Raw genomic sequence first — 23,057 nt, 5'->3', positions numbered from 1 at the left:
TGCCCGCTTTGAAACCTGTAACGAAGGTTAACGCTTGGTTTTATAACAAGAGCTCCCGGGTAGGTTCAACAGCCTCTAAGACGAGGAATCTTCCAGCCTGCGGATTCCACTCTCTATCGCCTGAGCATCTGTTTACTAGTCCCTTTCATCGCCGTTGACATTTGTTTTTTTAAAATTATGCACCACATTTAAACGGGCTGTCAAGAAGATCTTTTCTAATCATAATGAGGGCGCTAAAACCGATGATGACCAATGCAACTGTAAATCCTTAAAAAGTGAGGCAATCTTAGCAATTCTCCGTCTTTAATTCGGTTTTAACCAAGTTCACTACTTTATACGGATATGGCGATCCGCATCCGGACTCACTCATTGCCATAAACTTGTCTTTTTCGTAAAACCGTTCATTCTCAGAACGGTAGATTAAAGCAAGTCATCTACAGAAACATATTTATAATTTAAATCGCGCGCTACGGACGCATAAGTCACTTGCCCTTTAAATGTATTCACTCCAGCCTTTAAAGCGGGATTGTCCAAAATTGCTTGTTTAAAACCTTTATTGGCCAATTGCAATGCGTAAGGGATCGTAACGTTCGTTAAAGCGATTGTCGAAGTTCGAGGAACAGCACCCGGCATATTGGCAACAGCGTAATGAACAACTCCAAATTTTTCATAAGTTGGGTTGTCATGTGTCGTGACTCGATCCACTGTTTCAAAAATTCCACCTTGATCGACGGCGACATCGACCACTACCGCTCCGTTGGACATTTCCTTGACCATTTCTTCTGTGACAAGTTTTGGTGCTTTGGCTCCCGGAATAAGTACCGCTCCTATCACTAAATCAGATTCTTTTACAGATTCCGCAATATTATAAGAATTCGACATTAACGTTTGAATATTGCCGCCAAACATCACTTCCAATTCCCGTAAACGATCCGGATTCAAATCAATCACGGTTACATCCGCACCGAGACCTATCGCAATTTTTGCAGCATTCGATCCTACCATCCCCCCGCCAATAATCGTGACTTTGCTTTTCTTGACTCCCGGAACTCCCCCAAGCAGCACTCCTTTTCCACCATATTGTTTTTCAAGAAACTGTGCTCCGATCTGCGCTGCCATTCGTCCTGCCACTTCGCTCATAGGAGAAAGAAGCGGCAAAGTCTTATTGACAGAGACCGTTTCATACGCAATTCCCGTTACGCCGCTTTTCACCAGTTCTTTTGTCAGTTTTGGTTCCGCAGCTAAATGAAGATATGTAAAAAGAAGCAAATCTTTTCGAAAATACTGATATTCACTTTCGACAGGTTCTTTGACTTTGAGAATGAGTTCGGAATTTTCCCAAACTTCGGATGCGTTTTTCACGATATTTGCCCCTACATTTTTATATTCTTCATCAGTAAAGCCGCTTCCAAAACCGGCGTTTGTTTCAACCAACACTTTGTGGCCGGCTTTTACCAATTGAAGAACACCCGCAGGAGTAATCGCCACTCGATTTTCATTGTTTTTGACTTCTTTTGGTACGCCTATGATCATCATTACATCTCCCATCCATTATTTTGTCATAATTCACGCTGTAGATGTGAACGATTGAAATGAAGGAAAAATGAACCTGAAAATACTTTTTCTGTAATTCAATAGTATCAATTGTATAAAAAAGGTGCAAGCAAAGAAAAAAGCAGGCATTTCTGATAGGTACTTACTCAGAATCAGCCTGCGATACAAGATGGGAATATTTATTCTCTATGTGTGGCATCCATTTACATGGGGATCTTCAAACGAAATGAACAAACAATGGGATAGATTTGAAAAGACAGGAAAATATCGCAGAACATGGGAAAAGGGATCTAGCAAACTGAATTTAATACTTTCTGGTGGAGCAGTTTGGACAAACATAAATATCTTCCGCATCCAAAACATCGCCGCGTTTCGTTTGTTCCAAGATTACAATTTGCTGACGAAGGTCTGCCCGTAAACCTTCCCAACCACAATCGCACTTAATGACGTTAAAAGATCCAAACTTATAAACACCATACTTCAATAAAACCACCCCTTTTAAATTTTTTGAAAAATTACTACAATTGTATTTTACTATATTTTCAGTAAATTGCCCATAACAAAATTGTGAATTCTCACCATTTACCTATAAAAAAACAGAAATTGCTGCCCATTTCCCCATTAAAAGCGCCTTTTTCCACATTCATTTTTTGACCCCGCGAATACGATGATGAAAAGGCAAGTTGACGATCGCGATTCGTTCAAACGATAGTCTGCTTGTTTGAAAGCCGATCTGCCTTTTTCCTACATTTTATTTAACGTCTTTATATCCTTTATAATTTCATCAAAAGGAACGTCTTGATTTCCGCTATAACTTTTTACCACAGTCCCTTTCTTATCCACAAGATAAAAGCTGGTCCCATGCATGATTTGATCACTATTCGGCTGAGGAACAGCAATGGTTTTAAACGACTTTTCCGCTAATTTTTGAATTTCTTTTTGGCTATAACCTGTCAAAAGCTGCCAATGAGATTCATCCGCATCAAACTTATGAATATATTCTTTTAATTTTTGAGGAGTGTCTTTTGTAGGATCCACACTGAAAGAGACAATCAAATAATCTTGAACACCTGCTTTTTTTAATTTTTTTTGCAGCTGCGTCAAATTATAGGTCATAGGAGGACAGACCGTTTTGCAGTTCGTAAAAATAAAATCTGCTATCCATACTTTTCCTTTTAAATCTTTTAAATTTACTTTTTGATTATTTTGGTTCACATAAGAAAAATTTTGTACTTTATCATTCATGTTCCCTTTAAAATCATTATTGCTGCAGCCGGTCATAGTAAAGAAAAGAATGAAAAAAATAACGGCAAACTGTTTTTTGGTGTACAAGTTGTATCCTCCTCTTTTAACATCATTTCGATATTTTATCCAAAAAATTCTGGTAATGAAGCGCTTATTTTTCAATCTGTTTTTAGGCAAACATCTGCAGAAGCAATTTTCAATATCATGGATCTTTTCAATGCTGCTGGTTCTCTAAAACGATGATGCCTTTATGTGGAATGAATGAACCGGAAGGATCATTTTTTCGTGTTGTGTGGAGATAAAGTTCCGCGAAGCAGATCTTTCCATTGGATTTAAGTTATGTTTCTTATTTAATGTAACAGATGGGGGATCTAAAGGAATCCCCATCAGCTAATTTCTAGTTGTTTTTCTTTCTTTGTTTCCATTAAGATGCTTAAACTTATGAGGGTAATGATGATGGTAGCTCCCATGTCGGACATGATGGCAATCCACAGTGTCAGCCAGCCGGGAATCGTAAGCAGCAGTGCCAACAATTTTAAGCCGAGCGCCAATCCAATATTCAATTGAATGGTTCGGTTGACTCTTTTGGAAATTGCAATCGCAGACGGCAACTTTCCGAGATGATCTTGCATTAAGACGACATCTGCCGTTTCAATGGCACTATCAGAACCTTTTCCCATCGCAATACCGAGATCCGCAGCTGCCAGAGCAGGAGCATCATTGATTCCGTCTCCAATCATAGCTGTTTTTTCATGTTTAGATAGTTCTTGGATCACGGCTAGTTTCTCGTCCGGCAAAAGCCCGGCGTAAACTTCTTGAATTCCAGTTTGTTTTGCGACTTTTTCTGCAGTTCCTTTATGGTCCCCTGTTAACATCACAACCTGTTTGATGCCGGCTTGGTGCAGTTTGGAAACAAGAGTGTGACTTTCAGGACGAATTTGGTCGGTAACACCCATCATCCCAAATACTTTGGATTCATCAGAGACCATGACGATGGTATAACCATGTTTTTTCAAATCCTCAAGATCTTTTTGGATAGATTCTGATAGCTGAAGGTGACCGACGCTTTTTTCATTGCCGACAAAATAAGATTTTCCGGTTATGACCGCTTTCACGCCTTTTCCAGGCAGCGTAACGACTTGTTCAGGCTGTGCCTTTTGAGTTGTTTGTTTGCACGCCGCTTCGTAAACAGCTTTAGCTAAAGGGTGTCCAGATAATGATTCTACGGATGCCGCAATGAAGTAAAATTGGTCATCATATACTATTGTTTTTTCGACAACCGGTTTTCCTGCTGTCAATGTCCCCGTTTTATCCAATGCAATCGTTTTGATTTTACCTAGTTGTTCTAGAAACACGCCGCCTTTCATTAAAATTCCGTTTCGAGCATTTCTCGTAATCCCTGAGATTAATGCGATTGGAGAAGCCAACAAAAGAGCACATGGGCATCCTACAATTAAGACGGCTAATCCTTGATATAGCGAGAATTTCCATTCCCAATTCAAAAAGAGAGGAGGAAAAAGGATCACGAACAAAGAAATGAGCAAAATCAGCGGAGTATAATATTGAGCAAAACGATCCATAAATGTTTCAATCGGCGTTTTCTTAGACTGAGCCTCTTCTACTAAACGGAGGATTTTCGCTATAGAGGAATCGTTATATAACTTAGTCACTTTTACTTTTAATACGCCCTCGTTGTTGATGCTTCCTCCAAATACTGGGTCGTTTGTTGATTTTTCAATTGGCAGAGACTCTCCTGTAACAGCAGCTTCATTCACCGAGCTTTTTCCTTCAATGACCACTCCATCGGAAGGAATCTTTTCTCCCGATTTCACCAAAACGATATCTCCAATCTTCAGTTGATCGATCGGGATCACCCGTTCTTCTCCGTTCACCAACAATACGGCTTCTTTTGGAGCGGCACGCAGCAGCGATTCCATGGAGCGGCGTGCCTTTTCCATTCCCAGCCCTTCCAAATATTCATTTAATCCAAATAAAATAGCGACAAATGCAGCTTCTTTCCACTGACCAATACAAAAGGCACCGATCAAGGCAATGGTCATGAAAGTATTCATGTTAAATTTGAAATGGAATAAATTTTTCATCCCTTTTATAAACGTCTCATGTCCACTAACGGCAGCTGCGGCTAAATAAAACAGTACAGGCATGTAGCTGGGAGATTTGTTTTCTGCTAACAACGCCAAAACATACAGGACAGTTGAAATAAAAAGGAGAAGCTTCCAATTAGAATCGATGTCCTGATGATCATGTTCTTTTTCTTTATCATTTTGAACGATGGAAGCCCCATCTGAGGCCAAAATTTTTTCCACTTTGGATATATCGATTTGGTCCGATATCTGTAGTTTTCCAGTATGATATAAAATTTTTGCATCTTCCCCATGGGGGAGTTTTTGAATTTCTTCTTCCAATTCTTGTGCACAGTTGGCGCAAGAAAGGCCCTTTATTCGGTACTCCGCCATTATGCGGCACCCCCATCTATTCGTTCCAAATTTTTCTTTTATTTTAGCATACCATGATATGCTCATATAGAATGATATGCTTCTATCTTAGAATCATTTTTTAAACTTTCTCCTGATCAAAATGGGCTGAATACACCCAAATCAAAATGTAAAACAGCAACTCAAACTCGGTTATTTTGAATGGATGAACGGTGTTGATCCATTCATTCTAAACAGGAATGATCGTTCTATCAATGGAGCCTTACTGAAAAGAACTTCAATTCAACAGTAAGGCTCTTTTTGGAGATTTTAATAGAAAATATGAAACTTTGTATGACTTCCGTTTTGTGTTGAAATCACTTCTAATCTTGCATCGATTCGTTCTTTTAATTCAGGCACATGGGAAATAATTCCGACCAGACGTCCACTGTCTTGAATATCCATCAAAGCTTCGATCGCTTGATCTAAAGATTCAGGATCCAGTGTTCCAAATCCTTCGTCAATAAACATCGTTTCAAGAGAAATTCCGCCGGCATAGCTTTGAACAACATCCGCCATGCCTAATGCAAGTGATAAAGACGCTTTAAAACTTTCACCGCCTGATAGCGTCTTTACATGGCGCGTCTGCCCTGTATATTGATCGTAAATCAATAATTCCAATCCACTTTGGACATTGCCTTTTGATCGATCTCTTTTCCGCAGCATCCGGTACCTTCCACCCGTCATTTTTGCCAGTCTTTCATTGGCTGACAGCAAAATATCATCAAGAAATGCAGCTAATACATACCGTTCAAATGTGAGCCTGTGCGGATTTTGTCCCTTTGTTATTTCATAAAGATGGCCAAATGTTTTGTATTGTTCTTCCAGTTGCTCCAGTTCTTTGTTAATGTCCGTCACGTTTTGATAAATCATCTCATTATTTTGGATCGTTAAAAGAGTGGAAGTTCTTTTTTCATCCAGTTGGGCTAGTTCTTCCATTATTTCGTTTAATTTTTGATTGAAACGATTCAAATCGGGAATTTGGATACCTGCTAACACTCGTTCAAGTTCATCCATACGAGAAGAGACATAGCGATATCGTTCCCAAAATTCCTGGATGGTATTTTCCAGCATTTTGATTTCCTCTTCTGTTCGTTTGGCCTTTTCGTAATGCCGATAATCGGGAAATCCTTTTTCTTTCAGCATCTGTTTAAATGTATTTCTTTCCAAGTCCAACTGTTTCGTTTTTTCTAATAATGTATTGGTAACTTCCTCCACACGGGATTGTAATTTTACCATACTCATGTTCAGTTCTTGATATCGTTTTTGAGCCTCGTCATAAGACTTTTGCAAAGATTCCTGATACTGGATCCGCTCTTGCAAAGCTTTTTGAAACGCCGACTTTGAACGCAAATTCTCTGGTATTTGTGTGTTCATTCGTTCAATATTGGCTCGTTTCATCATCATTTGCTTTTCGATTTCATCTACAGTTTCCAAGCATTTTTCCAGAGCATTTTCCACTTGTTGTTTTTCGACTGTCAATTGCTCTGCTTCGGTTTTCAGCTCTTGTTCTTTTAGTAGAGCTTTTTTATCCTGCTGCTGCCGAAGTTTCAACTCTTGTAAACTAGATTGCTGCGAACGGATATCGGATGATAAAGACTCCTCCGAGAAATTCGGAAAAAGGTTTTCTAGTTCCTTTTGAATTTCTTCTTTTGAGTTTTCGATCGTTTTCATTTCGAGTTGTAGTTGAAAGAATCTTCTTTCCGCTTCTTGTTTGCGCTGTTCTACCTCAGCAGCCTTTTCTTTCGCGGAGTTCAGATCTTCTTCGGAAGGTAATTCCTGTTTATATTGCGCCGGAGCAGGGTGGTGAACAGATCCGCAAACAGGGCAAGGCTCATGTTCTTGCAGGTTTTGAGCCAATATTCCCGCTTGTCCATCAAACCACTCTTTTTCTAAATGCCGAACGGTCGCTTTTGCATCAAGAAGCGCTCTTTCGGTTGCCTGAAGCTGCTCATTAGCCACCGTTAATGCTGAAAGGATACGCTCTTTTCGATGTTGTTCATCTTGATACTTTAACAGCCGATTGACAATCCTTTCTGTTTTTTCGATCAAACGTTCACGCTGTAATAGGGCTAATTTCGTTTGTTCGAGTTCACTCAGCAAAGTATTTTTTTGTTCTAACCTTTCTTCGATTTTTTCCAATTGATCTGAATAGGTTTGTTTCTCTTGTTGCAGCTCTTTCCATTGGGCCTCCATCTTATCGAGAGCAATCGTTTCTTCTTCATACGATTGGATATCGTTTTCAAGGGCTTTTAAACGACTCACTGCTTCTACCGCTCTTTTTCTCTCTTCTTCTTTCGCTTGTTCTTCTTCCCAATTCTTTTGAGCTGCTGCCAGCTGAGGCTCTATTTCCGCTAGTTGGTTCTGAAATATTTGTTTTCGCTTTTCTAATTCTTGAATTTCAGCATGCAAGCGTCGACACTGATTTTCTTGTTGATCCAATTTGGCCGCTTTTTTCGCTCTTTCGACTTCCAATTGCTGTTTTTCCACTTCTTCGATTTGACGTTCAAGCTTTGTTTTTTCTTCTTCCAACTGGCGCTTTAAAGTAAATTGATCAAGGATCGCTTTTCCTTGCGTGATTTGTTCTTTCAGCTGATCACATTGCACTTGCTTGTCCGAAATTTCACTTTTAATCGACTCATATTGGCTTCTCCACTCTTTTAACTCCGATGAAAGTAGGTCTAATATGCGTTGTGGATCCACTATTTCCTGATGAAGTGCTTCAAGAAGTTCGCTGTTTTGAGTGCGAATGCTTTTTAACAGCCGTTCTTGTTCCTGTTTTCTCTGCTGAACGATTGATTTTAGCTGGTCCGCTTCTTCTTTTAATTTTTCTTCAATTTTTTTATACATTTCTGTATGAAACAATTTCTGCAAAATCGCTTCTTTCTCTTTGCTGTCCGAAACAAGCAGCTTGCGAAATTCTCCTTGGGGAATCATCAAAATTTGTCGAAACTGATGGGCATCCAGCTGGATTAATTCTTTGATCTTCTCCTCCGTTTCCCGAACATTGGAAGCAATGATTTGTTTCTCCCCTTGATCTGTTATACGGTAAAGCTCTGCCTTAGCATTTACCGTCGTCATACCGTCTCCTCTTGCTTTCTTCTTTTCTTGCTGAGGCGATCGGACTATGTAATAAGTTTGTCCACGCAGCGAAAACAATAAAGAAACTTCCGTCAAAGTCTCTGGATCGGCAAAATGGCTGCGAAGATCGGTTCCGCTCCGATCTTCTCCGCTCGCCTTTCCATAAATAGCAAAACAAATGCCGTCAAAAATCGTTGTTTTCCCTGCTCCTGTTTTCCCGGTTATCACAAACATGGTTCTGTTTCCCAATTTCGTGAAATCAATCACTTCTTTTCCCGCGTACGGTCCAAACGCTTGTAAAGTGAGCCGAAGAGGCCTCATGGTCACAGCACCTCCTTTTTGACGCTTTCTATAATGGTTTTCATTATGGATCTTTTCTCATCTGTAAACGGTCTAGTAGTCATCTGTTCATAAAAGCGCTGAAACAACTCTAATTCTGATACTTCTTTTTCTTTCATAATAAAATATTGTTCTTTCCTTCTTTCGTCCAAAAAATCTACTTTTCTCTCTAAATGGAGAACATTAGGATATACTTTTCGCAATTTCCCAATTGGGTCAATTAATGCTCCTTCATCCAACAGGGTAATTTTTAAGTAATCATCCGTTTTTTGCTGTTGATAAAAAGCAGGATCAAGCAGTTCATCAAGATATCCTTCCAATTCTCTTAAATCGAGTTTTGGAGTCAGTTTTTCTTCTCTGATCTCAAACTGTCCGTTGTCATCCAATTCGATGATCGTTACACTTTTCTTTTGATTCGCTTCTGAAAACGAATATTTCAACAATGATCCAGAATAGCGAATGGTTTGATGAGAAAGAGCGTTTGGACTGTGCAAATGTCCAAGAGCGGTATAATGGAACGGAGAAAATACATCTGCAGAAATACAACCAGAGCCGCCGACAGCTAACGTCCTTTCTGAGTCCGTCGTTTTCCCTCCAAGAACGAAAGCATGACCTATTAAAATATTGATCTCATTCGGATTTAATTGTTTTTCAATTTCTCCGATGATCGCTTTCATGGCGTCTTCATGCGTATGTATCGAATCATCACCCAATAATTCCCTCACGATTCCAGGTTCGCTGTAAGGAATTAAATAAAAATTAACCCCTTCTATCCGAACAGGCGTAAAATCCGTTGTGAGTTTTCCCTTTAAATAAAACTGACTGCGCCGGAACCAAGATGAACCAAATGAAAGACGTTCAGCGCTGTCATGATTACCGGAAATAGCGAGTACCGGCACTTTTAATTCAACATTGAGTTGGTATAACACTTCGTTTAACAGTTCGACCGCCTCTGTCGGCGGAACGGATCGGTCATATAAATCGCCAGCGATCAATACGGCATCCGGCTGTTCTCTTTCTACTAATTGAACAAATTGCCTTAACACTTCTCTCTGCTGTTCTGTCATATAAATTCCGTGAACAAGCTTTCCTAAGTGCCAATCGGCAGTATGAATCAATTTCATGATATCGATCACCTTTTCCTCGTTATAACTCCAAAGAAATAAAAACGTCCGCTCTTAATTGTGTTTGATAGCGGGTAAAAATGTTTCTTTCTCACAGTCGTTTTTGCCTCTAATATTCATACGAGTTTCATTGATTTCATTATAACAAAATTTCTTTCCGCCATTCTCTCAGAAGGAGTGAACGAACTCTCTTAATGGAGGAGAAAAGTTGTAGTTTTTCCATTCTTTGTCTATAATGATATCAATCAATGTTCGAATGACGGAGGTAGTCTATGCTTGTCGGCTGGTTTTCTTATTTTATTTTGCTGTGGGGAATCTTTTTGATTATAACCATTTCCATCGGCGGTTTTTTCATGTTTCGCAAATTTTTGAAACGGCTTCCGAAAGCGGACGGTAAATCCGACATGGACTGGGAAGAATATTATGTAGAGAAGACACGCCATTTATGGGATGACACCCATAAAGCCATTTTGGAAGAGCTTGTCAGTCCGGTTCCTGAACTGTTTCGTGATGTCGCCCGTCATAAAATTGCCGGCAAAATCGGAGAACTTGCTTTAAATGAACAAGCCGAACGGATGAACATGGACTTAATTATTCGGGGTTATATCATGGCCACTCCAAAAAGAGATCACAAATTTTTAAGAAAAAAGCTGACGGCAATGAATGTGGATTTATCAAAGTACGAACATTTCTTTTGAACATAGAGGAAAGGCTGGCTCTATCAGGATTGAATAGAGCCAGCCTCTTTTTTGTATAAACTTTAACAGAAAAATTCATCGAACAAAATTCTCTTTTTACAGGCTATTCGTTTGAATGGGGCCATCGTTTAATTGATTCAGCATCTTTTTATACTGAATGTACATCGCAATTCTCCAAGGAACAATCATCGAAAATGCCAGCAAGAAGAACATTCCGCTCAGCTGACCTACATGAATAGTAGTACTTAAAATGGCTTTTACGATCAATCGCACAATTAAAAGCGTCACTAAAATATAAACGAAAGCTTTTGATCGTTTTAAATAAATTTCATTATCACGAATTTCAAATCTCGACGTTTTAATTAAAATAATGGAACAAAGCATTCCAAGCATAATGGATTCCAGCATTTCCATTGGTGTTATCCGAAATTGCGGAAACAAATACATCAAACTGCCAGTGCTCATAAAAATCGGCGGCAAAATGATTTTCTTAACGGATGTTGGCTTTTTAGCTGCTTTTAATCGAATCATGATGACGGAAACACCCATCACTACAGCAAAGATAGATGAAGCGATTAACCACATCTGAATCACCTTTTTTCAAATTTTTAAAACGTTTTTTTCGTACAAACTATATGAACAATGATCGGTTTTGATTCACACGCTCCATTTCTTTCAGTTTGTCGATAAGAAATTTTTTTATGAATGGAGATTTGCACGAACTATTATATAACATTTTGATGATGAAAACAAAAAATTACCTTATTTTTCAATTCATTCTTTTTTAATACCTCTTTTCAAGAACGATGAATCGTTTTCGAAATGATATTTATTAAAACGGCACCATTTTGGGGCTAAAATCCTTGAAACGTACCAAATAGCTGATTAAACACCATGATGATTTTCGTCAACCAGTCAAAAAACAAGAGCACTCCCATCAAAATCATCAAATATCCACCCACTTTGACGATCCATCCACTATGTGTCCGCATCCATTTCAATCTGCCGATAAAGAATGACAAAATAAAAAACGGAATAGCGAAACCAAGCGTATAGGCAGACATATAAAGGAATCCAGATTCCGGATTGGAGGCTGCTAAAGCGATGACAGACATTAAAATGGGGCCCGTACATGGCGTCCAGCCGGCGGCAAAAGCCATCCCTATCAAGATGGAGCCTAAGTAGCCAGAAGGACGGTTTTTAAATTGAAAGCGCCGCTCCTTCATGAAAAATTCGGGTTTCAATAGGCCGGCTACGATCAAACCCAAAAAAATAATGCATAAAGCGCCAATTTGTCGGATGAGATCTTGATAGTTGCGAAAAAAGGATCCAACAAAGGAAGTGGCAAATCCAAGTGAAATAAAAATAGCAGAAAATCCGACTAAAAAAAAGAAAGTATGGAGCAAACTTCTCTTTTGCAACATCGCGTTTTCTGTTTTTAACTCATTGACACTCATTCCTGTTATATAGGATAAAAAAGCAGGATATAAAGGCAGACAGCAGGGAGAAATAAAACTTAAAAACCCCGCTCCAAAAGCCAGCAGCCCATTTACATCGGTCAATCGTTCCACTCCCTTTCTTTCGTTCTTCCATTTTAGCAGAGACGCAGACGAAATTTCCGCCTGAAAATTTGAACATTTTGTGGCAAGCTGATCGAGTTTCAAGAAACTATTAAGAAAACTTTTCGCATCCTAACATCCATTTTTTTCTTTCTTCCGGATTATATCATCAGCAAAATGTTTGCTTAAACAAAAAGAAATTATTCACAATCACACTGATTCATTAGCGGGATGATAGATTTTTTCACTAGTTCAATAAAGGCACGTACTGTCGGGGATAGATTGCCGCTTTTCCAAGCAAGAGCGGTCGTAGTATATGGATGATTCCGAATGTTATGATAAATGACTTTATTTTTAAAAATGCTTTGTATGGAAGCTGGTACAAGAGCAACGCCCATTCCCGATGAAACAAGCGATAGAACCGTAGATAATTCTTTTGTTTCTTGCACTACCTTTGGACTAAATCCTGCCTGATAACATAATTTTATCAATGTATCATAATGTCTCTGATTTGCCTTTCTTCCCGTCACTATGAATGGATCATTGGATAAATCGTTAAGATTGATCGAAGATGTTTCGCGTGCTAGTGGATGATCCTTTGGTAAAGCGATCACCATAGGCTCTTGTCGAATGACTTCAAAAAGTACGTTGTCATTTTCAATAGGATGACATAGTATGCCCACATCAATACGTCCTTCGTGTAAAGCTTTCACTTGTTCTTCTGTCGTTAACTGTTGTAAATCAATATGAATATTAGGGTATTTTTTTCGATAATGCTGAATAATGGCTGGAAGAATATCATAGGATGCGGATGAGATGAAACCGATTGCTATTTCTCCGATCTCACCACGGTTCACCATTCTGACTGTTTCAATTGCGTCCTCTAAATTCTTCAAAATCAGATAAACTTTTTCTAAAAACACCTGCCCTTCTTTTGTTAACTCTACCTTCCTTTTCGTTCTATGGAAAAGCGGCACTCCTATTTCTTCTTCTAATTGGCGAATTTGAGAACTTAGCGGGGGCTGTGCCATATTTAAACGAGCAGCAGCTTTTCCAAAATGTAATTCTTCAGCTACTGTTACGAAATATTTTAAATGTCGTAGTTCCAACACTTTCCTCTCCTTATTAATACTTATTATGTATTAATGTATCTTTAAATATATATTAGACGTATAAAAATGATTCTTGTAAAGTGAAATTACGAAGGTTCCATTCAAAAAGAATGATTCAATGAAAATGGAGGTTAGTATGCGACAAATTCTTCTCCTCACAATAGGTATGTTCACTCTTGGATTTGACGCCTATGTAATAGCTGGTTTGTTGCCGGATATCGGGAAAACGCTTAGAATAAGCGCATCACAAACGGGACAAGCGGTAAGTGTCTTCACACTTTGTTATGCATTAGCTGCACCCATTTTTGCAACATTGTTGTCCGGAAAATCAATACGCAGAATCTTAGTATGGGCACTAGCAGTTTTCTCATTAGGAAATGGGGCTAGTGCAATAGCTTCGAGTTTCTCCATGCTGCTTATAGCTCGTGCAGTTGCAGGAATTGGAGCTGGTCTTTATTCCCCTTTGGCCGCAACTGCTGCTGCTTCCCTCGTTTCCAAAAAGAAACGCGGTCGAGCTCTGGGTATGATGCTAGGCGGCATGAGCACAGGAACCGTTGTAGGAGTTCCGCTTGGATTGATCATTGCTGAACATCTCGATTGGCATGCAACTCTTTGGTTTATTACTATTTTAGGTCTTGTTGCCATGTTTGGAATCATGATATGGTTTCCAAGTTTTCCAGCTTCGTCTCCACCATCACTTCGTCAACGTGTTGCCATGATAGCAAATGGACGGATTGCGGCAATTATTAGTATCACTTTTTTGACCAGCACTGCCAGCTTAGGTCTCTACACGTATACTGCATCCATATTGCAAAATGTGGCAGACATTCAATTCATCACACCCTATCTTTGGGCATGGGGGATCGGTGGCGTTGTTGGGAGCTTTTCCATTGGTGCTCTAATCGATCGAACAGGACGGCCAGACATACTTATGACCGGTATTCTAGCCACTATGGCTTTCGCCATGTTCAGTCTGCCATTTGGTCTGAAACTTCCTTCACTTTCTTACCTTCCTTTCATTCTTTGGGGAGCGATGGGGTGGGCTTCACAAACGCCACAGCAACATGCATTACTTCAATTGCATCCGAATCATGGTGCCGCTTCTGTTGCATTAAATAGTTCCGCCAATTATTTAGGTAGCGCTGTAGGTTCCGCTCTTTTTGGATTTGCAATGCTATCAGGATTGACACCTTCTCAACTTCCGTTTGCTGCCGGTTGTCTTGTGTTAGTCACTTTACTAGGGCAATGGGGAATTATATCAAGTAATAAAAAATATAGGAAATATGCGAAAAGAAAGAATAACCACCTGGATTTGTAACAAATATGGATTAATAAAAAAGAATCTCTGTTTGCACTTTTCAGGAAACGGAAAAAATATTCTTATAGCAAGATGTCGTAAAATCAAAGTATAGAAGGAAGCTTTTCAAATCAAACGAATAGCCACCGGATGTTCCTGGGTGGCTTACTTTGAATGTTTTCAACTATTCATTTCCGATTGTGTTCCACAAAAATGATGCTTGTTTGAACATTCTGCCGCTCGAACGTCTTAGGCAATCGGTGTACCATTTTTAACAGGCTCATCCGGTTTTAAGAGTACCACATCCCCTTCTTCCGGAATACCACCAAGCACCAAAACCTCCGATTTAAAACCTGCAATTCGTCTGGCGGGAAAGTTTACTACTGCGACTACTTGACGTCCAATAAGCTGTTCCGGTTCATATCTCTTTGTAATTTGGGCTGATGAACGTTTAATACCCAATTCACCAAAATCAATTTCTAATTTTATAGCGGGTTTTCGTGCCTCTGGAAAAGATTCTGCCTCAATGATCGTACCAATACGAATATCTAACTTCAAAAAATCCTCTATTGTCGCCATGATAAGACCTCCCATTTTTTATAAAAAAGAGTGATTAGAGACTTTACTTAAATAGGAACGATCAAAACCCAAAGGTCGAAGGAAAAACGAGGGAGTTAAGTCGAAATAATCTGATAACAAAAAGAGTAGCATAGCTGTCTCGCCCTGTCTAGGAAAACACGTAAAATCTGCGGTAAAGACCCGAACGAATCTAAACACCATTCACATTTGAAAGAATCATGATTTATCCGGAAATGCGACCGATTGCAGCTTGCTAGACAGTTTACAATCTATGGGTTTGCTTATACCAAATAAATAAAAAAGACTACTCCTTTCTTTGGTCACGTTTCCATAGAAAAGAATAGTCTTTACTTAAACAGGAAAAATTAACCAATTGATGCTCTTAAATTTTGAAATTCACTTGAACGTGAACTCAATAATACAGAAATCCTTTAGATGTTCAAAGCATTTATTGTTTAAACTGTTTGTTCATCGCGTTCATCATTTGATTAATTTTCTTTTGAGATGGTTTCATCCCCATTTGCATCATCATCATTCGAAGCATTTGTTCATTGATAGGTGGGTTTTTCTTTAAATAATCCATCATGTATTTGCGTGCAATAAAAAATCCTAGCGCAACTCCGGCGAGCAACGCCAGAACTCCAACTAGCACATACCACATAGTACTTCCTCCTTCATGTTGTCTAATAAGAGTGTACTAAAGGATACCCGATTATACAATATTTTCTTTCACTTTTTCTTTTTTAAACATATTTTCTTTCTTTTAATGGCTTCACCCATCCAAAGCGCCCATTATTAAAATCTAAAGCAAGCAACCGACCATTAAAATTTTTCAAAGATTCAAAAAATAACATTTCTGAATCATAGCTGCCGGAGGCCTTTAAAAGCATTTTGGTCGATTGAATTTCAAGTGTACTCCCATTCTTTTCTGTAGATTCTATCCGATACGTGTTGCCTTCGACGGTAAATCCTTTTTGCCGTGAAAGATTTTGGCGAATCAACCGATACAATTGCATGACGGGAAGTTCTTCCGTAATATATTGAACTTGCAAATCTAATATTCCCTTATATTCTCCATTTGAATGCATCCAATCATAAAACAAGTGGTAAAATACTTTTTCCCGTCCATAAAAATAAAAGGCAAATTCATCTTTTATCCAATAAATATGATAGAAGCGCAAACCCATCCCCCCGTTTGTCCAATTTTGATCCGTTTTAGTTGGTTATGGCTCATTATAACAAAATGGAGCGGCATGTCCTGTAGAATTCTCGTAAAAGGATTTTCTTTTTTTGTCGCTTCCTGTTTATTTCCAAAACGGCTCACGAAAACCAACGTTGTTTTATCTACGAAACAGTCACACCAGCTTTTTACAAAAACAGCATAAAAAAGCTGCCAGCTTAATGCCAGCAGCTTAAACAAGCTTATTTATTTAATAACTGTTTTACGCGATTTACCACATTTTCTGCCGTAAAACCGTACTCTTTCATTACAATTTCTCCTGGGGCTGATGCTCCAAAACGGTCAATTGCCAAAATTTCTCCTTCGTCTCCAACATATCGTTCCCAGCCGAAAGAGGAAGCCATTTCGATCGCAAGCCGTTTTTTAACGGCTGACGGAATGACTGATTCTTTGTATTCATCTGATTGTTTTTCAAAACGATCCCAAGAAGGCAAGCTGACAACGGAAACGTCAATTCCATCTTCCAAAAGCTGTTTTTGGGCTTCAACTGCTAGATGGACTTCAGAACCGGACGCTAACAAGAGGGCATCTGGAGTTTCTTTATTAGAAGGAGAAACGACATATCCTCCCTTTTCTACTCCTTCTTGAGCTGTTTCTGCGGTTCCTTTTAACGTCGGTAAATTTTGACGCGATAATACTAATGCAGTTGGTTTATCTTTTGAAGTAAGCGCCATTCTCCACGCAGCTGCGGTTTCATTAGCATCTGCAGGACGGATAACCGATAAATTAGGCATTGCCCGTAAAGACGCCAGCTGTTCAACCGGTTCATGCGTTGGGCCATCTTCACCAACAGCGATGCTGTCATGGGTAAGCACATAAGTAACAGGCAGTCCCATTAGAGCGGCCAAACGAATAGCCGGACGCAAATAATCGGAGAATACGAAGAATGTACCACCAAATACTTTTACTCCACCATGTAGGGCCATTCCATTCATAGCGGCACCCATTGCAAATTCGCGAACACCGAACCAAATGTTACGGCCATCATAAGAATTTGGTCCAAAATCTTTTTCTTCTTTAATGGTCGTTTTGTTAGAACCAGCTAAATCAGCAGATCCGCCGATAAAAGTTGGAACGCGTTTTGCGATCGCATTCAGCACTTCTCCAGAAGATGATCTGCTAGCGATGCTTTTTCCTTCTTCATAAACCGGTATTTCTGCATCCCAATCTTCAGGCAGGTCTCCGTTAATAGCTTGTTCCAATTGTTTTCCTAATTCTGGGTAATCCTTTTTATATTGTGCAAAAAGGTTCAGCCATTCTTTTTCTTTTTCGCTTCCTTTTTCAACCGTTAATTGATGGAAACGTTCATAAACTTCATCCGGAACATAGAAGTCTTCTTCAAAAGTCCATTTGTATGCTTCTTTCGTTTTCTTTAATTCATCTGCTCCAAGAGGTGAGCCATGAACAGACGATGTACCTGCTTTATTAGGAGATCCATAACCGATTACTGTTTTGACTTCGATGATTGTTGGACGCGTTTCATCGTTTCGGGCTTCTTTAATGGCTTTGGCAATTTCTTCTAAATTATTGCCGTCTTCTACACGAAGATATTGCCATCCATATGCTTTAAAGCGTTGTTCTACACTTTCTGAAAACGCTTTGTTCAATTCACCGTCCAACGAAATGTCATTGGAGTCATACAGCACGATTAAACGACCAAGTTTTAGATGACCAGCTAAAGAAGCAGCTTCTGCAGAAACCCCTTCCATTAAGTCACCGTCACCGCAAATTGCGTATGTATAATGGTCGACAATTGGATAGTTTTCTTTATTATAAACTGATGCTAAATGACGCTCAGCCATTGCCATTCCGACTGCCATGGCGATTCCTTGTCCGAGTGGTCCGGTTGTAGCTTCAACACCTGGAGTATGGCCATATTCCGGATGTCCAGGAGTTTTGCTTCCCCATTGACGGAAGTTTTTAATATCATCCATTGTCACTCCGTAACCGGAAAGATGAAGCAAACTATAAAGAAGCATCGATCCATGTCCGGCGGAAAGAACAAATCGGTCTCGATTAAACCAATCTGGGTTCTTCGGATTATGATTCATAAAACGGGTCCAGAGGGCATAGGCCATCGGAGCTGTTCCCATTGGCATACCTGGATGTCCGGATTTTGCTTTTTCAATTGCATCAATCGACAATGTTCGAATTGTCGTAATTGCAAGCTGGTCTGTATGGTCAAACATGACTAGCACCCTTTCCAATTCATTTTCTTACATATTTTATATTATATGTCTGTGAGCAATTATACAACAAAATGATATGGTTTGTGAAAAATTACTCAGATTTTCAAACTACCTGATTGAATTTCCCAATTTGAATACTTAAAAGTTGCCATTCGATTGAAACGAAAAAAGCTTCCCATCAACATGATGTTAAGGGAAGCAATAATTGGTTGTCAATGAAGCTTTTTCCTCATTTGGATATTTCTTAATTTCTTTGGTGTGACTTCTTGACCAGTTGAATCGAAAACCCGGACCTTTTCAATGGTTTCTTTCATAGAAGAACGAAATGCAGTTAAATATTCAGCGCGCAAACGAGATTGCTCTTTCGCTTCTTCTTGAGTTAATCCAACTGTTTTAGATTTTTTTGCCAGTTCATTGATTCTAGCAATCTTATCACTTGAAAGCATACCGTTGCTCCTTTTCATTTGATATCCCTATTTTAATGGAAATCATACTAGAAATAGAACAAAAAAACAAGAATTCAGTCTTGTTCATTCAACTGTTTCGATTCATTCTTCTGTCTGTCCATATATTCTTGGTAGCGGCGATGGACGGTTGCTTTGGAGACATCGTAGCCGAATCCTCTTAATGTAGCTGCAATTTCCGCAAATGTAAGATCGTTGTTGCGCAATCGAATGATTTCTTCTATTGGGAGTGTTTTGCGTTCTCTGCCTAAAGGATTTCCGGATCCTTTTAAATTCTTTTCAGGCCGATATCCCTTTTCAACTGCTCTTATCATTCCTCTTTTGATTTTTAGATTATGTATTTTTCGCTGATATTCTTCCACCATGCTTACGATTTTAAGAACCATCGAATCCGACTCTGAAAGCTGCAGTTCTCCTTTGTCAGATATGCTAAAAACTTTAGCCCCTTCTTTATAAATGCAATGCAAAAGAGCAATTTTGGCATTGCCTCTTCCAATTCTAGTTTCATCTTGAATCAATACTGCGCCAGCTTTTTTGTCTTTTAACATATCTAACATCTCCAGCACGCCGGGACGATCCAAATCATAACCGCTTGCTTGGTCACGAATAACAGCTGCCAGTTCAAATCCAAACTCTGAAGCGAGCCGTCGAAGTTCCTCTTCTTGCCTTTCCAATGATGTTTCCTGAGTTTCTTTTGTCGTGCTCACTCGGCAATAGATGATGGCCTTCGTGTTTCATCACTCCTCTTTATAAGCAACTTGATGTTTTTTATTCACGGCTGTAACCGGAATAATAATTTTATCACCTGGCTTAATGACAGGGCTGGCAAGATGATTCTTCTGTTCCACCCATTTGACAAATTCATTATAATCCATGTTGTGATGGTCCCCATATTTCATGGCGATCGACCATAACGAATCTCCTTCATGCACTACGATTTTCTGATAATTTGGCTCCTTTGTCATTTGACCGATGATAAATAAACCGGACAGAACGGAAACAATTACTAAAATGATGGCGAAACGGTAGTTTTTCCACACCCATTTTATCATAAAAATTACCTCCGAACGAATGTTTGTTCTTTTACGAAAGATTGTAATACGAACATTTGTTTGAGTCAACTCTTTTTTCGAACTTATGTTTGTATTCCAACTCTTGGCATGCTATAATACCTTTAACAGAAAGAGATACGGGGGGCTGCCTTAAAATGACTAAGTTATCAAAGAGGCAACAAGAAATCCTTGATTTTATTAAGAACGAAGTGAAAACGAAAGGATATCCACCATCTGTGCGTGAAATTGGCGAAGCAGTAGGGCTAGCTTCCAGTTCGACTGTCCATGGCCATTTGGCGCGTCTTGAGAAAAAAGGGTTGATTAGAAGAGACCCTACAAAGCCTAGAGCGATTGAAATACTCGACGCCGAAGATGATATCATTCCGCGCCAAAATGTGATCAATGTACCAATTGTTGGGAAAGTAACAGCCGGGATTCCCATTACGGCCATTGAAAATATTGAAGAATATTTTCCTCTTCCAGAGAGGCTGGCACCCAGCGATGAACAGATATTTATGCTGGAAGTAATGGGTGACAGCATGATTGAAGCTGGAATCCTTGATGGAGACTACGTCATCGTCCGCCAACAGCAATCCGCACTAAATGGGGAAATTGTTGTCGCTATGACAGACGAAAATGAAGCCACTGTCAAAAGATTTTTTAAAGAAAAAGATTACATAAGGCTTCAGCCTGAAAACTCATCAATGGAACCAATCATTTTGCGTGATGTGAAAATTCTTGGAAAAGTGATTGGAATTTACAGAGAAATTCATTAATGGATGTATACCATAAACGGAAAAAGCTTGTCTTACTTTCTTATATATGTACAGTTGCAATACGTTATGACGCATTACGGAAAAAAGCGCTCATCGCCTGAAGATGAACGCTTTTTTCTTTCTACATTTAATAAATAAAGCTGGTCCCCAATTTTTGGGGCCAGCTTCTTCTTTATTTCCGAACTCCGTTATTCTTGGTTCATCGTAAACGTTTATTCAATGCCTGGAAACCATCCTGGTGTCGAGATGATTGCTTGCCAAAGTGGATCAGGAATCACCAAGCGTTTCTGATCATTTTTGTTTAACTTTGTGGCAATCTCGCTTTCTCTGCCTTGTTTTACTTTCTCTACCCAATCTGGTTCTATAATCAGGCTTCTACCCAAAGCAATCAGCGGTATGCCTGTTTGCAGAGCCTTTAACGCATCATCAGCTGTGTAGATTGAACCTACACCGATGACGGGCACCCGATCTCCTGCTTGTTCTTTGATCAGTTCTATTCTCGGCCGCTTGTCCTCAACCCCGCGTCTCGGTGTCGACCAGAAATCTGTAAGCGAAACGTGAAGATAATCCAAATGTTTATCAGCCAACGCATCCACTAATTTCAAGGTGTCTGCCATCGTGATTCCAGGTGTTTCAGGTTCTTCTGGCGAAAAGCGATATCCAACTATGAAAGGATCTTTTGCATACGTTTGGACGATTCTTTTTACTTCATCCACAACTGCAAGCGGAAACGCAAGGCGTTTTTCTAAGCTTCCTCCCCAGCGGTCCTCGCGACGATTGGAATGCGGTGAGAAAAATTGTTGAATAAGGTAGCCATTGGCTCCGTGTATTTCCACACCATCAAATCCAGACTCAATTGCCCGTCGAGTCGTTTCTCCAAAATCTCGGATAATTGATTCGATTTCAGCATCCGACAACTCTCTAGGTACGGGCTGTCCAGCAGGCGCCGCACCTCGTTCTGCCGGGACAGCGCTCGCACTTACAACGTCCCCATTCGGAACGAGCTCCGGAGGACATAAGCGACCGCCATGGAAAATTTGCAAAACGGCTTTTGCTCCAGTTTCTTTAATTGCCGTCGCCAATCTTCGCAAGCTTGGAATCATGTCGTTGCTATTTCCGGCGAATTGGCCAGGAAATCCTTTCCCATTCGCTGTCACGTATGTACAAGCCGTTATAACCATACCCACACCTTTTGAACGGCGAACATAATATTCCACTTCCTGATCCGAAACAGTTCCATCCGGATTCGAAGAGAAATTGGTCATGGGCGCCATTACAATTCGATTATCCAACTTTATTCCGTTCGAAAAAGTAAAGGGTTCGAATAATGGTGTATATTTAGAATTCATCTATACTGTTCCTCCAATCATCTACTAAACTAAGATTGTAAAATGATTGAAAGGAAACAACTCAACTACCGCTAGCTGTTTCCTTTATCATAAATTCCAATCATTATGATTTTTTTATCATGAGCAATTGAACTAAATTGGTTGAAATTCAGCACCTGCTTGGATAGCTTCACACAAGACGATCTCAATTCAAGGTCGATAAAATCTGATTATTGGCATTTCTACATGATCATTCAATTGTAGTCTTTCATATCACCATATTATTTCTTATATGAGCGTCCTTCATTCAGTCGTTCCATACCCGAATTGTTCTTCTATTGTCAGCCTCTTGAATCAGTTCTCTTCAGTCCGTTTCTATCCTTTGGACAAACGGAATTTATCATATCCGATTTTTGATTGTCGCTTTTTAATGTTGACAGTTTCGCAGACAATTCCATGAACCATTCTTCATCTTTTGTCAAAAGAGCCAAATCGATTAAATAGAGAATTTCCTCTTCGCTCATCGTATCGGAGAGAGCTAATTTTTCAACGTTTTTTTCCAACATTCCGATCGTTTTTCCGACCAATTTTTCATTGTCGGACTTTACAACGGTTACTTTGACCACCCCCCTCAAAGGATCCGTCATATCTATATAACCTTGTAGCAATTCTCCATTACGGGTCTTCCCTTTTACCCAATCTCCTATTTCCAATCTGAAATTGCTGGCCATTCAGATCCCCTCCTCTTTTTTGTTCAAGAAATGCCTTTTATTTTCATCGTTCTAGGCGAAAAATCTGTAACAATAAAATTTACAGTATGATGAAAAAAGAAAAAATTAAATCAATATCACGGATATTGTTTAATTTTTGTCAAGTTTAGAATCATTCGCTATCTTGTCTGAACAAGTCTGTTTTCTTCTTAGGG

Annotated in this window: 20 protein-coding genes and 1 other annotated feature (1 of these 21 running past the window's edge); of the genes, 3 read left to right on the top strand and 17 right to left on the bottom strand. The window is 39.4% G+C overall.

Annotated features, from left to right (window positions below; translation table 11 throughout):
- Positions 1 to 158: a binding site (T-box leader), on the bottom strand (it extends 62 nt beyond the left edge of the window).
- Positions 159 to 420: 262 nt separating this feature from the next.
- The 5 genes from ald to N1I86_RS00550 form a co-directional block, all read right to left on the bottom strand.
- Complete coding sequence (ald, locus tag N1I86_RS00570) at positions 421 to 1,533, bottom strand: alanine dehydrogenase (RefSeq protein WP_003352941.1); 1,113 nt, start codon at positions 1,531 to 1,533, stop codon at positions 421 to 423.
- 765 nt (positions 1,534 to 2,298) lie between these two features.
- Positions 2,299 to 2,886: an SCO family protein gene (locus N1I86_RS00565; RefSeq protein WP_003352942.1), complete on the bottom strand. Its 588-nt coding sequence runs from the start codon at positions 2,884 to 2,886 to the stop codon at positions 2,299 to 2,301.
- Between the two features lie 299 nt (positions 2,887 to 3,185).
- On the bottom strand, positions 3,186 to 5,276 hold the full coding sequence (locus N1I86_RS00560) for a heavy metal translocating P-type ATPase (protein WP_341094408.1): 2,091 nt from the start codon (positions 5,274 to 5,276) through the stop codon (positions 3,186 to 3,188).
- Positions 5,277 to 5,564: 288 nt separating this feature from the next.
- Positions 5,565 to 8,696 carry an SMC family ATPase gene (locus tag N1I86_RS00555; protein WP_341094406.1) on the bottom strand — a complete coding sequence of 1,044 codons (3,132 nt, stop codon included), beginning with the start codon at positions 8,694 to 8,696 and terminating at the stop codon, positions 5,565 to 5,567.
- 2 nt (positions 8,697 to 8,698) lie between these two features.
- Entirely contained in the window at positions 8,699 to 9,838 is a 1,140-nt protein-coding gene (locus N1I86_RS00550; RefSeq protein ID WP_341094404.1) for an exonuclease SbcCD subunit D, read from the bottom strand.
- 272 nt (positions 9,839 to 10,110) lie between these two features.
- On the opposite strand from N1I86_RS00550, the gene N1I86_RS00545 reads away from it, so the two are divergent.
- Positions 10,111 to 10,536 (top strand): DUF2621 domain-containing protein, encoded by a 426-nt coding sequence (locus N1I86_RS00545; RefSeq protein WP_003352947.1) that lies wholly within the window; start codon positions 10,111 to 10,113, stop codon positions 10,534 to 10,536.
- Positions 10,537 to 10,632: 96 nt separating this feature from the next.
- On the opposite strand, the gene N1I86_RS00540 is transcribed toward N1I86_RS00545, so the two are convergent.
- The 3 genes from N1I86_RS00540 to N1I86_RS00530 form a co-directional block, all read right to left on the bottom strand.
- On the bottom strand, positions 10,633 to 11,121 hold the full coding sequence (locus N1I86_RS00540) for a CcdC family protein (protein WP_003352948.1): 489 nt from the start codon (positions 11,119 to 11,121) through the stop codon (positions 10,633 to 10,635).
- Positions 11,122 to 11,390: 269 nt separating this feature from the next.
- Positions 11,391 to 12,098, bottom strand: coding sequence for a cytochrome c biogenesis protein CcdA (locus N1I86_RS00535; protein ID WP_341094402.1), 708 nt, complete (start codon positions 12,096 to 12,098; stop codon positions 11,391 to 11,393).
- A gap of 197 nt (positions 12,099 to 12,295) precedes the next feature.
- Positions 12,296 to 13,207 carry a LysR substrate-binding domain-containing protein gene (locus N1I86_RS00530; RefSeq protein ID WP_341094400.1) on the bottom strand — a complete coding sequence of 304 codons (912 nt, stop codon included), beginning with the start codon at positions 13,205 to 13,207 and terminating at the stop codon, positions 12,296 to 12,298.
- Between the two features lie 136 nt (positions 13,208 to 13,343).
- Here N1I86_RS00530 and N1I86_RS00525 point away from each other — a divergent pair, with 136 nt between their 5' ends.
- A complete protein-coding gene (locus N1I86_RS00525; RefSeq protein WP_341094397.1) occupies positions 13,344 to 14,525 on the top strand; it encodes an MFS transporter in 1,182 nt (393 codons plus the stop codon).
- A 228-nt stretch (positions 14,526 to 14,753) separates the two neighbouring features.
- On the opposite strand, the gene csaA is transcribed toward N1I86_RS00525, so the two are convergent.
- From csaA to yneA, 7 genes are all read right to left on the bottom strand, one after another.
- Positions 14,754 to 15,083, bottom strand: coding sequence for a chaperone CsaA (csaA, locus tag N1I86_RS00520; protein ID WP_003352952.1), 330 nt, complete (start codon positions 15,081 to 15,083; stop codon positions 14,754 to 14,756).
- 448 nt (positions 15,084 to 15,531) lie between these two features.
- Positions 15,532 to 15,744 carry a YneF family protein gene (locus N1I86_RS00515; RefSeq protein WP_003352953.1) on the bottom strand — a complete coding sequence of 71 codons (213 nt, stop codon included), beginning with the start codon at positions 15,742 to 15,744 and terminating at the stop codon, positions 15,532 to 15,534.
- Positions 15,745 to 15,826: 82 nt separating this feature from the next.
- Entirely contained in the window at positions 15,827 to 16,264 is a 438-nt protein-coding gene (gene sirA, locus N1I86_RS00510) for a sporulation inhibitor of replication protein SirA (protein WP_341094396.1), read from the bottom strand.
- Between the two features lie 241 nt (positions 16,265 to 16,505).
- A complete protein-coding gene (tkt, locus tag N1I86_RS00505) occupies positions 16,506 to 18,512 on the bottom strand; it encodes a transketolase (protein ID WP_341094394.1) in 2,007 nt (668 codons plus the stop codon).
- Between the two features lie 212 nt (positions 18,513 to 18,724).
- Positions 18,725 to 18,958: a DUF896 domain-containing protein gene (locus tag N1I86_RS00500; protein WP_003352957.1), complete on the bottom strand. Its 234-nt coding sequence runs from the start codon at positions 18,956 to 18,958 to the stop codon at positions 18,725 to 18,727.
- 74 nt (positions 18,959 to 19,032) lie between these two features.
- On the bottom strand, positions 19,033 to 19,698 hold the full coding sequence (locus N1I86_RS00495) for a YneB family resolvase-like protein (protein WP_040340893.1): 666 nt from the start codon (positions 19,696 to 19,698) through the stop codon (positions 19,033 to 19,035).
- Positions 19,699 to 19,713: 15 nt separating this feature from the next.
- Positions 19,714 to 20,028 carry a cell division suppressor protein YneA gene (yneA, locus tag N1I86_RS00490; protein ID WP_003352959.1) on the bottom strand — a complete coding sequence of 105 codons (315 nt, stop codon included), beginning with the start codon at positions 20,026 to 20,028 and terminating at the stop codon, positions 19,714 to 19,716.
- Between the two features lie 155 nt (positions 20,029 to 20,183).
- On the opposite strand from yneA, the gene lexA reads away from it, so the two are divergent.
- Positions 20,184 to 20,804 (top strand): transcriptional repressor LexA, encoded by a 621-nt coding sequence (lexA, locus tag N1I86_RS00485; RefSeq protein WP_003352960.1) that lies wholly within the window; start codon positions 20,184 to 20,186, stop codon positions 20,802 to 20,804.
- Positions 20,805 to 21,016: 212 nt separating this feature from the next.
- On the opposite strand, the gene N1I86_RS00480 is transcribed toward lexA, so the two are convergent.
- The gene (locus tag N1I86_RS00480) at positions 21,017 to 22,153 is read right to left on the bottom strand and encodes an NADH-dependent flavin oxidoreductase (RefSeq protein WP_341094393.1); all 1,137 of its coding nucleotides are present in this window, start codon (positions 22,151 to 22,153) and stop codon (positions 21,017 to 21,019) included.
- A 320-nt stretch (positions 22,154 to 22,473) separates the two neighbouring features.
- Positions 22,474 to 22,863, bottom strand: a complete 390-nt coding sequence (locus tag N1I86_RS00475; RefSeq protein WP_341094391.1) for an IDEAL domain-containing protein — start codon at positions 22,861 to 22,863, stop codon at positions 22,474 to 22,476.
- Positions 22,864 to 23,057 lie beyond the last annotated feature (194 nt).

The organism is Bacillus sp. FSL W8-0116 (assembly GCF_038003825.1).
GTDB lineage: Bacteria > Bacillota > Bacilli > Bacillales > DSM-4216 > Bacillus_O > Bacillus_O smithii.
The sequence above is the reverse complement of the archived record's forward strand: the minus strand, read 5'-3'. Positions and strand labels throughout refer to the sequence as shown.

Excerpts from the sequence above, each read along its gene's own strand:
- ald (WP_003352941.1), bottom strand. The coding sequence starts at position 1,533 with ATGATCATAGGCGTACCAAAAGAAGTCAAAAACAATGAAAATCGAGTG.
- N1I86_RS00560 (WP_341094408.1), bottom strand. The coding sequence starts at position 5,276 with ATGGCGGAGTACCGAATAAAGGGCCTTTCTTGCGCCAACTGTGCACAA.
- N1I86_RS00555 (WP_341094406.1), bottom strand. The coding sequence starts at position 8,696 with ATGAGGCCTCTTCGGCTCACTTTACAAGCGTTTGGACCGTACGCGGGA.
- N1I86_RS00550 (WP_341094404.1), bottom strand. The coding sequence starts at position 9,838 with ATGAAATTGATTCATACTGCCGATTGGCACTTAGGAAAGCTTGTTCAC.
- N1I86_RS00545 (WP_003352947.1), top strand. The coding sequence starts at position 10,111 with ATGCTTGTCGGCTGGTTTTCTTATTTTATTTTGCTGTGGGGAATCTTT.
- N1I86_RS00540 (WP_003352948.1), bottom strand. The coding sequence starts at position 11,121 with ATGTGGTTAATCGCTTCATCTATCTTTGCTGTAGTGATGGGTGTTTCC.
- N1I86_RS00525 (WP_341094397.1), top strand. The coding sequence starts at position 13,344 with ATGCGACAAATTCTTCTCCTCACAATAGGTATGTTCACTCTTGGATTT.
- csaA (WP_003352952.1), bottom strand. The coding sequence starts at position 15,083 with ATGGCGACAATAGAGGATTTTTTGAAGTTAGATATTCGTATTGGTACG.
- N1I86_RS00515 (WP_003352953.1), bottom strand. The coding sequence starts at position 15,744 with ATGTGGTATGTGCTAGTTGGAGTTCTGGCGTTGCTCGCCGGAGTTGCG.
- tkt (WP_341094394.1), bottom strand. The coding sequence starts at position 18,512 with ATGTTTGACCATACAGACCAGCTTGCAATTACGACAATTCGAACATTG.
- N1I86_RS00500 (WP_003352957.1), bottom strand. The coding sequence starts at position 18,958 with ATGCTTTCAAGTGATAAGATTGCTAGAATCAATGAACTGGCAAAAAAA.
- yneA (WP_003352959.1), bottom strand. The coding sequence starts at position 20,028 with ATGATAAAATGGGTGTGGAAAAACTACCGTTTCGCCATCATTTTAGTA.
- lexA (WP_003352960.1), top strand. The coding sequence starts at position 20,184 with ATGACTAAGTTATCAAAGAGGCAACAAGAAATCCTTGATTTTATTAAG.
- N1I86_RS00480 (WP_341094393.1), bottom strand. The coding sequence starts at position 22,153 with ATGAATTCTAAATATACACCATTATTCGAACCCTTTACTTTTTCGAAC.
- N1I86_RS00475 (WP_341094391.1), bottom strand. The coding sequence starts at position 22,863 with ATGGCCAGCAATTTCAGATTGGAAATAGGAGATTGGGTAAAAGGGAAG.